Origin of the sequence: Streptomyces sp. NPDC088817, from assembly GCF_044750345.1 — a bacterium.
Lineage (GTDB): Bacteria > Actinomycetota > Actinomycetes > Streptomycetales > Streptomycetaceae > Streptomyces.
Window position 1 is genome coordinate 19,010 of the sequence record NZ_JBIVJN010000024.1, and the last position, 12,208, is coordinate 31,217.

At 71.2% G+C, this 12,208-nt stretch carries 11 protein-coding genes; 7 read left to right on the forward strand and 4 right to left on the reverse strand.

Going from position 1 to position 12,208, the window contains the following annotated elements; genetic code table 11:
- The first annotated feature begins 72 nt into the window (after nucleotides 1-72).
- The 3 genes from ACIP4X_RS32910 to ACIP4X_RS32920 all read left to right on the forward strand — a co-directional run bounded on the left by ACIP4X_RS32910 (nucleotide 73) and on the right by ACIP4X_RS32920 (nucleotide 3,546).
- On the forward strand, nucleotides 73-1,968 hold the full coding sequence (locus ACIP4X_RS32910) for an FUSC family protein (RefSeq protein ID WP_401351984.1): 1,896 nt from the start codon (nucleotides 73-75) through the stop codon (nucleotides 1,966-1,968).
- A 178-nt stretch (nucleotides 1,969-2,146) separates the two neighbouring features.
- Entirely contained in the window at nucleotides 2,147-2,902 is a 756-nt protein-coding gene (locus tag ACIP4X_RS32915; RefSeq protein WP_401351885.1) for an ABC transporter substrate-binding protein, read from the forward strand.
- Nucleotides 2,869-3,546: a TetR/AcrR family transcriptional regulator gene (locus ACIP4X_RS32920; protein ID WP_401351888.1), complete on the forward strand. Its 678-nt coding sequence runs from the start codon at nucleotides 2,869-2,871 to the stop codon at nucleotides 3,544-3,546. The genes ACIP4X_RS32915 and ACIP4X_RS32920 overlap by 34 nt, the downstream gene beginning before the upstream one ends.
- A 109-nt stretch (nucleotides 3,547-3,655) precedes the next feature.
- On the opposite strand, the gene sufC is transcribed toward ACIP4X_RS32920, so the two are convergent.
- A complete protein-coding gene (gene sufC, locus ACIP4X_RS32925) occupies nucleotides 3,656-4,420 on the reverse strand; it encodes a Fe-S cluster assembly ATPase SufC (protein ID WP_401351891.1) in 765 nt (254 codons plus the stop codon).
- A 168-nt stretch (nucleotides 4,421-4,588) separates the two neighbouring features.
- On the opposite strand from sufC, the gene ACIP4X_RS32930 reads away from it, so the two are divergent.
- Complete coding sequence (locus tag ACIP4X_RS32930) at nucleotides 4,589-5,143, forward strand: phosphotransferase (protein ID WP_401351987.1); 555 nt, start codon at nucleotides 4,589-4,591, stop codon at nucleotides 5,141-5,143.
- Here the strand turns inward: ACIP4X_RS32930 and ACIP4X_RS32935 are convergent.
- A complete protein-coding gene (locus tag ACIP4X_RS32935; protein WP_358735566.1) occupies nucleotides 5,116-5,889 on the reverse strand; it encodes a polysaccharide deacetylase family protein in 774 nt (257 codons plus the stop codon). The two genes, ACIP4X_RS32930 and ACIP4X_RS32935, sit on opposite strands and share 28 nt — an antisense overlap.
- Before the next feature lie 210 nt (nucleotides 5,890-6,099).
- On the opposite strand from ACIP4X_RS32935, the gene ACIP4X_RS32940 reads away from it, so the two are divergent.
- Nucleotides 6,100-7,551 (forward strand): amidase, encoded by a 1,452-nt coding sequence (locus tag ACIP4X_RS32940; RefSeq protein ID WP_401351896.1) that lies wholly within the window; start codon nucleotides 6,100-6,102, stop codon nucleotides 7,549-7,551.
- Between the two features lie 178 nt (nucleotides 7,552-7,729).
- Here the strand turns inward: ACIP4X_RS32940 and ACIP4X_RS32945 are convergent, their stop codons facing one another.
- Together ACIP4X_RS32945 and ACIP4X_RS32950 are read right to left on the reverse strand one after the other, a co-directional pair.
- A complete protein-coding gene (locus ACIP4X_RS32945; protein ID WP_358735564.1) occupies nucleotides 7,730-8,416 on the reverse strand; it encodes a gamma-glutamyl-gamma-aminobutyrate hydrolase family protein in 687 nt (228 codons plus the stop codon).
- Nucleotides 8,417-8,566: 150 nt separating this feature from the next.
- Nucleotides 8,567-9,310, reverse strand: coding sequence for an FCD domain-containing protein (locus ACIP4X_RS32950; protein ID WP_358735563.1), 744 nt, complete (start codon nucleotides 9,308-9,310; stop codon nucleotides 8,567-8,569).
- 77 nt (nucleotides 9,311-9,387) lie between these two features.
- Here ACIP4X_RS32950 and ACIP4X_RS32955 point away from each other — a divergent pair, with 77 nt between their 5' ends.
- A complete protein-coding gene (locus tag ACIP4X_RS32955; RefSeq protein ID WP_401351899.1) occupies nucleotides 9,388-10,752 on the forward strand; it encodes a glutamine synthetase family protein in 1,365 nt (454 codons plus the stop codon).
- Between the two features lie 56 nt (nucleotides 10,753-10,808).
- Nucleotides 10,809-12,206, forward strand: coding sequence for an aldehyde dehydrogenase family protein (locus tag ACIP4X_RS32960; protein ID WP_358735620.1), 1,398 nt, complete (start codon nucleotides 10,809-10,811; stop codon nucleotides 12,204-12,206).
- The last annotated feature ends 2 nt before the right edge of the window (nucleotides 12,207-12,208 follow it).

Here is a 12,208-nt window from a genome sequence, read left to right on the forward strand (position 1 = left end):
CGCGACAAGGTCCGTCCGCCCCCGCGACCCCCAGGGCGCGCGTCGGGACGCTGTCCGTGCTGCTCTGGAGACATGCCTCAAGGACCGGCAGCGCCCCCCGCGCCGATCCCGCCCGCGCCGGGGCCGCGCCCGATCGGGATCCGCCCCCTGTTCGCGCTGCGTGACGCGAGGCGGCGGTGGCCGTTCGCGGCACGCGCGGGGCTGTGCATGGGCGTGCCGGTCGTGATCGGCTGGGCCGCAGGCGACACCGCGGCCGGTCTCATGGCGACGATCGGTGGCTTCACGGCGCTGTACGGCAGCGCCCTGCCCTACCTCTACCGCGCGGGCAGGCTCGCGCTCATCGCGGTGTCCCTGGCGTTCGCGGTCGGGATGGGCATATGGGCGGCCTCCGTCGTGTGGGTCGGCGTGCTCGTGGTCGCCCTCATCGCGATGGTGGCGACCCTGCTGTGCAACGCCCTGGCCGTCGGTCCGCCCGGGGCCTACATGGTCGCCCTCGCCTGTGCCGCCGGCACCTCGATGCACGCGGGGCACCTGAGCCCGTGGCACGCCGGCCTGCTGGTGCTGGGGGGCGGCGGCTTCGCCTGGCTGGTCCACATGTCCGGCGCCCTGCTGTGGCCGCGGGGTCCGGAGAAGTCCGCGGTCGCGGCCGCCGGAGACGCGGTGGCGCGGTTCGCCGAGGCGGTGGGCACACCCCGGCAGGACACCGTCCGGCACTGGGCCGCCCTGGCGATGCACGAGTCATGGGCGGCGCTGGTCGGCTACCAGCCGATCCGAACCACCCCCGACAGCACGCTGTACAGGCTGCGCCGACTCAACCGCGAACTGCATCTGATCTTCGCCGACGCCATGCGGGCCGCGGCCCGCGACGCACCCATGGACCACGCCGTGCCCGACCACGCGCGACGACTCGCCGCTCAGGCCCAGCACCCGTCCCCGGCCGATGCCACGGCCGGCGAGAAGGAACTCCCGCACGGCGGCCCCGGGCCGGTCGGTCTGGTGCGGCAGGCGCTCTCGGCAGGGTCGGAACAGCTCCTCGTCGCCCTGCGGGTCGGCGCCGCGGCCCTGGTGGCCGGAATGATCGGCGCCGTCCTGAGCCTGGACCACGCCTACTGGGCCATCGCGGCCGCGGTGCTGATGCTGCACCAGGGCTTCGACTGGGTCCGCACCGTGCAGCGCGGCCTGGAGCGTCTGGTGGGCACCTGGGTCGGGCTGATTCTCGCGTTCGGCGTGCTCACCGCGCATCCCACGGGACTGTGGCTCGCGCTGACCGTCGTGCTGCTGCAGTTCTCCATCGAGATGTTCGTCGTGCGCAACTACGCCCTGGCCGTCGTCTTCATCACCGCCGTCGCGCTGACCATCGTGAGCGGCGGACAGCGCGTTTCCGGGCTCGGCGGACTGCTGCTCGCCCGCGGCATCGACACCGCGATCGGCTGCGCGGTGGCGCTCGCGGTGTTCCTGGTGACGATGCGGGCCGGAGCGGCGGCACGCATCCCGTCGGCGATCGATCGCACCCTGGAAGCGGTCGGCGCCGTGGCGGACCATCTGGCCGACGGCGCCGTCACCACCCCGGGTGCCCGGGCGGCCCGACGCGATCTTCAGCTGCGGGCCATCGGCGTACTCCAGGCCTACGACGCGAGCGTCAACTCCTCGGTCGTCCGGCGCGGTGACGCGGAGCGGATGTGGCCCACAGTGGTCGCCACCCAACGGCTCGCCTACCGGGTACTCGCCGCCTGCTGGGCACTTGAGCAGGTCGGCAGCGGCAGCGGCAGCGAGGCGGCACAACACGGGGTTTCCCACTCGCTGTTCAGTGCCCACGGCGACGATCAGCTGCATCGGGCACTCACGGCCCTTGCCGACGCGATCCGCACAGGCGCCGCCCCGGCACCGCTCGGGCAGGTGCCGCCCTTCCTGTCCACCGAGCTGTCGACCCTGCACGAGTCCTTGGTGCAGACGGCCCCGGACAGCTGACCCGCCGCACCACGGGCGGGCGGTCTTCCGTGCCAGGCGTCTCGGGGTGCGTAACGACTGCGTCTCCGACGTTGAATTTCCGCCCTCCAAGGGTTGGTGCGAAATCGTCCACTCGTTATCGTTCACGCACTTCACTCAATCGTTCCGTTGAACGAATAGCGAGAAGGACGGTCGGTTCATGCCCGACACCCACCACCTTGGACGACGTTCGGTCCTCGCCGCGGGCGTCGCCTCCCTGGGCGCGTCCTGGCTGATGACCAGCTGCACGGGGGCCGCGTCCACCCCCGTCCTGCCCGCCGCCGCGCACAAGGGCGCGCCCGCCCGCGGCGGCACGCTGCGGATCGCGCGGCCGGCCGCATCCGACGCCGAGACACTGAATCCGGCCAGTTCCCTGTCGGCCTACGAATACCTGGGCGCCCTCTACAACCGGCTCGTCCGGATCGGCCCGGACGGCATGCTCGCCCCCGACCTCGCCGAGTCCTGGGAGCCCGACGACAAGGCCGCCACCTGGACCTTCCGCCTCCGCAAGGGCGTCACGTTCCACGACGGGCGCGCCTTCACCGCCGCCGACGCGGCCTACACACTGCGCCACATCCTCGACAAGGCGACGGCCTCCCCGCAGGCCGCCGTCCTCGCCCCGCTCGACCCCAACTACGGGGGATCGCGCACGTACCCGGACGGACTGCGCTACGAGGAGAGCGCGCGCGAGACCTACCGCATCCGTCACGACGACCCGCTGTCCGCGCGGGCCGTCTCGGAGTGGCCCATCCGGCTGCGTCGCGGGGACGACTGGGACGCTGAGATCATGGCGCGCACGGAGCTGCGGGCCACGGCCGCGGACTTCGTCATGGACAGCCGCATCGAAGCACGGGCGAACGGAGAGACAGTGGCTGAGCGCGCATGGCACCGCACCACGCCGAGGACGTCGGGATGACGGCGGCGAAGAGCCCGCGTCGCGCCGTCGCCGCCGCGGACCGCACGCGCCAGCCCACCGAGGTACGCCGGCGCCTCATCGTGGAGACGGCGGTCCCCCTGATCGCCGAACGCGGCTACGCGTCGGTGGGGGTGCGTGACGTCGCCGCCGCGGCCGGGGTGTCGGTCGGCACCGTCACGTACCACTTCGGCAGTGTCCAGGAGATCCTCTCCGAGGCGATGATCCTGCACATCGAGAGGTACTACGCGGCGCTCAACGAGGCGGCGGAGCGGGCCACCAGCGGTGCCGAGGGGCTGCGGCTCATGGTCGACGCCCTGTTCACCGAGGACACCGACCGGCACTGGCGCATGTGGTTCGACTACTGGAACGCGGGGGAGCAGGGCGCGGACGAGACCTTCGCCCGCGGCCAGGCCCAGCGCTACGAGGCCTGGCACCACCAGATCCGCCACCTGATCGAACGGGGCGTCGCCGAGGGCGAGTTCACCTGCGACGACCTCGACGGCGTCACGGTCCGCTTCGCCGCCCTCGCCGACGGCCTGGCCCTGCAGCATCTGCGGCAGACACCCCCGCTGACGACGGAGGACGCCCGCCGGCATCTGAACCGCCTCATCGAGACGGAACTCGCGCGAGATTCTCCGGCGTGACGCGCCGGAGAACCGGGGCTCACAACGGCCACACGGACAGCGGGCCGGGGCTGCGGCGCGGGGCCGGGCAGCCGAGTGATCGGCCCGGGAGCAGGGGGGACCGGGTCGTTCAGCCTTGCGCCGTGCCCTTCACGTACGCCTCATAGCCTTCGTCCTCCAGCCGGTCGGCGAGTTCGGGGCCGCCGGAGTCGGCGATGCGACCGTCGGCGAAGACGTGGACGTGGCCGGGATGGACGTAGCGCAGGATGCGTGTGTAGTGCGTGATCAGCAAGGTGGCCACCTGTCCCGTGGCGCGGACGCGGTTGACGCCCTCGGCGACGACGCGCAGCGCGTCGACGTCCAGACCGGAGTCGGTCTCGTCCAGGATCGCGATCTTCGGCTTGAGCAGTTCGAGCTGGAGGATCTCATGGCGTTTCTTCTCTCCTCCGGAGAAGCCCTCGTTGACGTTGCGCTCGGCGAAGGCGGGATCGATCCGGAGGCGTTCCATCGCCTCGCGGACCTCCTTGAGCCAGGTGCGCAGCCTCGGGGCCTCGCCGCGGACGGCGGTGGCGGCGCTGCGCAGGAAGTTGGTCATGGATACGCCCGGAACCTCGACGGGGTACTGCATGGCGAGGAAGATCCCGGCCCGCGCCCGTTCGTCGACCTTCATCGCGAGCACGTCCTCGCCGTCCAGGGTGACGCTGCCGGAGGTGACCATGTATTTCGGGTGGCCGGCGAGTGCGTAGGCGAGGGTGGTCTTGCCGGAGCCGTTGGGGCCCATGATCGCGTGGGTCTCGCCCTGGCGTACGGCCAGGTCGACCCCGTGAAGGATCTCGCGCGGCCCGGCGTCGGTGTGGACCGAACAGTGCAGGTCACGGATGTCGAGAGTGGCCATGAGCACCTCACCTGCCTCACCTTGCTCACCGACTGGAACGGCACGGGCACCACGCGGCCCGTACTTCCAGCGTGACGCAACCGTGGCTGTCCGGCACAGCGCGGGTGGCGGCGCAAGGGAAACGTGGTTGCGGTCGAAGACCGTGATGCCGATGCTTTCGGCGTGAAGATGCACCCCCACCAGCTGACGGTGTCACCTGCGACGGTGCGCGCGTTGGTGAATCAGCAGTTCCCCGAGTGGCGGAGCCTGCCCGTCAGGGGCATCGCCGAGCAGGGGACGGTCAACGCGATCTTCCGCATCGGCGATCGGTTCGCAGCCCGATTCCCTCTCGAATCCGCGGACGCCGAGTCGGCGGGACGCCGGCTGGAGAGCGAGGCGGAGGCCGCTCGTGAGCTGGTGGGCAGCATTCGTTTCCCCACGCCCGAGCCGGTCGCGCTCGGTGAACCCGGGCCGGGCCACCCGCTTCCCTGGTCGGTGCAGACCTGGCTTCCGGGGACCGTCGCCGACGACGAGGACCCGGGCGAATCGGTTGCCTTCGCCCACGACCTGGCGGATCTCGTCGGCGACCTACGCGCCATCGACACCCGGGGCCGTACGTTCGCCGGCACGGGGCGAGGAGGCGACCTGCGGTCCCATGACTCTTCAGCAGCTCGCACAAGCCGCCCCCGCGGGATCGTGAGCGGCCAGAGCCGGGTTCAGCGCGTCGGGAAGCCGAAGGAGTAGCCCTGCTCCTTGAGTCGGGGCAGGATCCGGCGCAGGGCCTCGACGGTCTGGGAGCGGTCGCCGCCGGCGTCGTGGAAGAGGAGAGTCGGCCCGTTGGGCAGCTCCCGCTCGACGGTGGCGACGATGGCGTCCGTGCCCGGCCGCTCGAAGTCCTTGGAGTCCACGTTCCAGCCCAGCGGGCGCATGCCCCGGGACGCGGCGAGCTTGCGGCTGTAGGGGGTGAAGGCCCCGCCGGGCGCCCGGTAGTACATCGGCCGTACGCCCCCGGACGCCTCGGTGATCATGCGCTCGGCGTCGAGGATCTGCTGCGACTGGTAGGTCTCGGACTTGTTGTCCATGGAGGTGTCGTGGGACACGGTGTGGTCGCACAGCCGGTGCCCCTCGGCGACGACCTTCTTCACGAGGTCCGGGTGCGCCTGCGCCTGCGGCCCCACCATGCAGAACGTCGCCTTCACCCCGTACTCCCGCAGAATGTCGAGCATTTGGGGTGTATAGACGGGGTCGGGCCCGTCGTCGATGGTGATGTTGAGGCCACGCGCCCCCTGCTCCGAGGCGTGCGCGATGGTCTCCGCCACTGGCTTGACGTCACTGCCCGGCGTGGCCGACGCGGCGGCCCGAGGTGACGGGCCGCGCACGGCATCGGCCTGCGCGGTCCACAACGAGGCACCGGCGGCAAGCACCGTCACCCCGAGCGCCGCCCCGGCCACCTTGCCGTACCAGCCGTGCCCGCTCCCGTGCCGTGCCATGTCCGCCCCGCTTTCCCGCAGTTCCTCGCCGATCCTCGGTCGCCTTCCGACCACTTGGCAGGACGAGGAACGGCGCCCACGGGATGCGTCCGTTACCGATCACGGACAATTCCGGGGGAGTTCACGGACAACCCGGAGTATGGAGAGATCCACCCCGTTGTGCGAAGCGGCATTTCGTGCCCTCTTCCACCGGCCCCTACGGTCGGATTCATGGAGTCGAATTTTCCGACGGCCGAAGAACTCGCGGCTGCCTTACGTGCCGGTGAAGTGACCTCGGCGGAACTGACCGACGAGGCGATCGCCCGTATTGAACGGGACGACGACGCGATCAACGCGATCTGTGTGCCGGACTTCGACCGTGCACGGGCCGCCGCGCGCGGTGCCGACCGGGCGCGTGCCCGCGGTGAGGACCGACCGCTGCTGGGCATTCCGGTGACGGTCAAGGAGTCGTACGACATCGCCGGGCTGCCCACGACCTGGGGTCTGCCGCCGCACCGGAACTTCATGCCGGCAAAGGATGCGGTGCAGGTGTCACGGCTCAGGGCCGCGGGCGCGGTGGTGCTCGGCAAGACCAATGTGCCCGTGGGGCTGCAAGACATACAGACCTTCAACGAGATCTACGGCACCACCAACAACCCGTGGGACCACCGTCGCACGTCGGGCGGATCCTCCGGCGGCTCGGCGGCGGCCCTGGCGTCCGGATTCGGCGCGCTGTCCATCGGCTCCGACCTCGCCGGTTCGCTGCGCACCCCCGCGCATTTCTGCGGCATTTACGCGCACAAGCCGACCCTCGGGCTGGCGGCGAGCCGCGGCATGGTCCCGCCGCCCGGGCCCGCCCTGCCGGTCGAACACGACCTCGCCGTCGTCGGTCCGATGGCGCGCACCGCTCGCGACCTCACGCTCCTGCTCGACGTCATGGCCGGACCGGACCCGCTGACACTGGGCGTGGCGCACCGCCTGACGCTGCCGCCCGCGCGTCACGAACGGCTCCGCGACATCCGGATCCTGGTCCTCGACGAGCATCCGCTCATTCCGACCGGGTCCGCCGTGCGGGCCGGCGTGGGCTGGGTGGCCGACGCGCTTGCCGACGGCGGTGCCCGCGTCGAGCGGGACAGTCCGCTGCTGCCCGATCTGGTCGAAGCCGCGGTGCTCTACACGACGTTCCTGTTTTCGGGCTCCGTTGCACGTTTTCCCGTCGAAGCGTACGAGCAGTTGCAGGCCCGCGCCGCCGGACTGAGCGCAGACGACCAGAGTCTCGATGCGGCGCGGCTGCGCGGCATGGTGCTCAGCCACCGCGACCGGATCGCGGCGAACAGCCTTCGCGAGCTGCACCGCCATGGCTGGCGGCAGTTCTTCGCCGAGTTCGACGCCGTGGTGTGTCCCATCACGCCCACTCCCGCGTTCCCGCACGACCACAACCCCGACCTGATGAAACGCCGGATCGACATCGACGGCGTCGAGTATCCGTACTTCGACCAGCTCGTCTGGGCCGGTCTGGCCACCATGCCCGGTCTCCCCGCCACCGCCATACCAGCGGGCCGGTCGCCCGAGGGTCTGCCGGTGGGAGTGCAGCTCATCGGTCCGACGTTCGAGGACCGCACCCCACTGCGGCTGGCCGAATTGCTTGAGCAGAAGATCGGCGGCTTCCAGGCACCGAAGTAGGGCGTACCACCTGGGTGTCCGTCGAGGGCGAGGTGCGGATCACGACGGGATCCTGCGAATCCGCGCAGTCGCTCCCCGGAACGCGCATGTCACCCGCCGCCCGCCCACGGGGCATCGGCCCGCGGGGCCTGCGCGCGACCAGCTCGCGCGGACGCACGGGGGGTTACAGCACCCGGATTCAGCCCCCCGACGCGGCACGCACCAGCGCGGTCATCACCCGTACGTCCTCGCCCATCTCGGGGTGCCACTGGACGCCCAGCGCGAAACGGTCGCCGGGCAGCTCGACCGCCTCCACCGTGCCGTCCGTCGCGTGGGCCGAGGCGCGCAGGCCCTCGCCCAGGCGGTCCACCGCCTGGTGGTGGTAGGTCGGGACGTACGTCTCCTCCGGTACCACGGCCGCGTACCGCGTGCCCGCCACGGGCGTCACCGGGTGCGCGCCGAAGACGCCGACGTCCTCCGTGTGGCCGTCGATGTGCTGGACGAGGGTGCCGCCGAGCGCGACGTTCAGCAGCTGCATGCCGCGGCAGATGCCGAGCAGCGGCGTGCCGGAGTCCAACGAAGCCCGGATCAGGGCGAGTTCCCAGGCGTCACGCTCCCGCGCGGGCGGCCCGGTGCGCGGCTCGCGCTCGGCGCCGTAGCGCTGCGGCTCGACGTCCGGGCCGCCCGCGACGACCAGCCCGTCGAGGCGGGCGAGCACCGACGCCGCGTGGGACGGCTCGTCCGGCGGCAGCATGGCGGCGAGTCCGCCCGCGGCCTGCACCAGCCGCGGATACCCGGCGGGCAGCAGCGCCGCGGGCAGCTCCCAGACCCCCCAGGACGCCCGGGACTCCAGATAGGTGCTGACCCCGATGAGCGGCTTGCCCACTGTGTGCTCCTTCACGGTTCTCAGCCGGGTTCCCACTCGGCCTCCGCTGCGGCGAGCGCTGCGAAGCACTCCATGGAACGGATTCATACCTTTGTGTCGCTGTGCCGGGAAATCAAGTCCCGTGCGCGACGTCGCCGCCGAACGCCCTGCTCACGTCAGGAAGCCTCGCAGCAGGGCCGCCGTGCCCGCGCAGTGCTCGCGCATCATCTCCCGCGCGCCGTCGGCGTCCCCGTCGAGCACGGCCTCGACCAGGGCGGTGTGCTGCCGTTGCGAGTGCTCCAGGTTCCTGACCAGCAGCGGAATGCAGTCCAGCAGGTCGTTCACGGTCGCGCGCACGGCCGCGTACTGCGCGGTGAGGGTGGGCGATCCGGCCAGCTCGGCAAGGGTGAGGTGCAGCAGCGTGTCGAGCCGGCGGTACTCGGTGAGCGGCGCGTCGTGCGTGCGGGCGAGCGCGTCCCGCAGCCGCTCCGCCTGCTCGTCGGTGAGCCCGTGCGCCGCGCACAGTCCGGCGGCGCCCACTTCCAGCACCTCCCGGAACCGCAGGGCGTCCTCGACGTCGACCTCCTCGATACGGCGGCGCAGCTCGCCCTCGCCGGGCGCGGCCGCCTTCGGCAGGACGAACGTTCCGCCGTAGCGGCCGCGCCGCGACTCCACCAGACCCTGGTCCTGGAGGACCTTCAGCACCTCGCGCAGCGTCACCCGGCTGATGCCGAGCCGGTCCGCGAGCTCCCGCTCCGACGGCAGCCGCTCGCCGCTGGGCACCAGCCCGAGCCGTACGACCTGGAGTATCTGTTCGAGAGCCTCCTCGAAACCGTTCCCCGCCCGCACCGGCCGCAGCACCGGAGACAGCCGGTCGTCCGTGGAGGCGCCCTCGCCCGCGTCCGTCTGCGACATCTGGCCGCATCCCCTTCCCAAGCAATGGTTCTCGGCAATACCTTATTAGGTCTCGGCTGACCGAAGGAGGCTTTCCCGTGGCAGACCGCACACCCCCGCTCAGTGTCGAGGAGCTTCGCGCCCTCGTCGCGAGCGGTGAGATCGACACTGTCGTCCTGGCCTTCCCCGACATGCAAGGACGGCTCCAGGGCAAGCGGTTCGCCGCCCGCTTCTTCCTCGACGAAGTCCTCCAGCACGGCACGGAGTGCTGCAACTACCTCCTCGCCGTCGACGCGGAGATGAACACCGTCGAAGGCTACGAGATGTCCTCCTGGGACCGAGGCTACGGTGACTTCGCCATGCGCCCCGACCCGGCCACCCTGCGCCGGGTGCCCTGGAACCGAGCCACCGCGATGCTGATGGCCGACCTCGCCTGGGAGGACGGAACACCGGTCGTGGCCGCGCCGCGGCAGATCCTGCGCCGCCAGCTCGAACGGCTCGCCGAACTCGGCTACACGGCCAACGTCGGCACGGAGCTCGAGTTCATCGTCTTCAAGGACTCCTACGAACAGGCCTGGGACGCCGATTACCGGGACCTCACCCCGGCCAATCAGTACAACGTCGACTACTCGGTCCTCGGCACCGGCCGCATCGAGCCGCTGCTGCGCCGCATCTGCAACGAGATGAGCGCGGCGGGCCTGACCGTCGAGTCCGCGAAGGGCGAGTGCAACCCCGGCCAGCACGAGATCGTGTTCCGGTACGACGAGGCCCTGGTCACCTGCGACCAGCACGCCGTCTACAAGACCGGCGCCAAGGAGATCGCCGCCCAGGAGGGCTACGCCCTCACCTTCATGGCGAAGTACAACGAACGCGAGGGGAACTCCTGCCACATCCACCTCTCCCTCGCCGACGCGGACGGCACCAGCAGCATGGCCGGGGACGGACCCGGCGGCATGTCCGAGGTGATGCGGCACTTCCTCGCCGGCCAGTTGGCCGCGCTGCGCGACTTCTCCCTCCTCTACGCCCCCAACATCAACTCCTACAAGCGGTTCCAGCCCGGCTCCTTCGCGCCGACCGCCGTCGCCTGGGGACACGACAACCGCACCTGCGCGCTGCGCGTCGTCGGCCATGGCCGTTCACTGCGCTTCGAGAACCGGCTGCCCGGCGGCGACGTCAACCCGTACCTCGCGGTCGCGGGCCTGATCGCCGCCGGTCTCCACGGGATCGAGCAGCGCCTGGAGCTGCCCGACGCCTGTCCGGGCAACGCGTACACAGCCTCCTACGAACACGTCCCCACCACCCTGCGCGAGGCCGCCGAGCTCTGGGAGAACAGCCCGATCGCCAAGGCCGCCTTCGGTGACGAAGTGGTCGCGCACTACCGCAACATGGCCCGCGTCGAACTCGAAGCCTTCGACGCCGCGGTCACCGACTGGGAACTCCGCCGCTCCTTCGAACGCATGTGAGGCCCTTCTTGTCGTACGAGCGCGAGGACCACGAGGACCACGCTGACCACGAGGACATGGACACGTACGTGCACGAGCACCAGGTACTGAACCCGGCGACGGAAGAAGTCGTCGCGACCGTCCCCGCCGCCACGCCCGAGGACGTCGACGCGGCCGTCGCCCGCGCGGCCGTGGCCCAGACCCGCTGGGCCGCCCTCGCGCCCGCCGACCGGGCCGGACTGCTGCGCCGCTTCGCCGTCACGGTCGACGAACACCTCGAAGAGCTCGCGCAGTTGGAGGTGCGCGAAGCCGGGCACGTCATCGGCAACGCACGCTGGGAGGCGGGAAACGCCCGCGATCTGCTCGACTTCGCCGCCGGGGGAGTGGAACGACTGTCCGGCCGCCAGATCCCCGTGCCCGGCGGACTCGACATCACGATCCTCGAACCCCTCGGCGTCGTCGGCGTCATCGCGCCGTGGAACTTCCCCATGCCGATCGCCGCGTGGGGGACCGCACCCGCGCTCGCGGCAGGCAACGCCGTCCTCCTCAAACCCGCGGAGACGACCCCGCTGACCGCACTCCGGCTGGCCGAACTCGCCCTGGAGTCAGGCCTTCCGGAACACCTCTTCCAAGTACTGCCCGGCGCGGGCGATGTGGCCGGCGACGCACTCGTCGAGCACCCCGGCGTCGCCAAGATCGTGTTCACCGGATCCACCCGCGTGGGCAAGGCGATCATGGCCAAGTGCGCCGCTCGCGTGAAGCGCGTGACCCTCGAACTCGGCGGCAAGAGCCCCAACATCGTCTTCGCCGACGCCGACATCGAGGCCGCCGCCGCAGCCGCGCCCATGTCGTTCCTCGACAACGCGGGGCAGGACTGCTGCGCCCGCACCCGCATCCTCGTCCAGCGCTCGGTCTACGACCGCTTCCTGGACCTGTTCACGCCCGGCGTCGAGTCCGTCGTCGTCGGCGACCCGAACGAGGAGCGCACCCAGATGGGCCCGCTGATCTCGAAGGTCCAGCTGGAGCGCGTGCGGTCCTACGTCACCGACGACCTGAAGGCGATCCGCGGCAGCGCGCCCGAAGGACCCGGCTTCTGGTTCCCCCCGACCGTCGTCACCGACGTCGACCCGGCCGCGCCCATCGCCACCGAGGAGGTCTTCGGCCCGGTCGCCGTCGTCCTGCCCTTCGAGGACGAGGCCGACGCGGTGCGGCTCGCCAACGCGACCGAGTACGGCCTGTCCGGGTCGATCTGGACGCGGGACGTGGGCCGTGCCCTGCGCGTCTCCGGCGCGGTCGCGGCCGGGAACCTCTCCGTCAACTCCCACTCCAGCGTCCGCTACTGGACCCCGTTCGGCGGTTACAAGCAGTCGGGGCTCGGCCGCGAACTGGGCCCGGACGCGCTCGCCGCCTTCACCGAGACCAAGAACGTCTTCATCAGCGACGTTTCCACCAGCACGGACACCACGGAGGGCTGAAC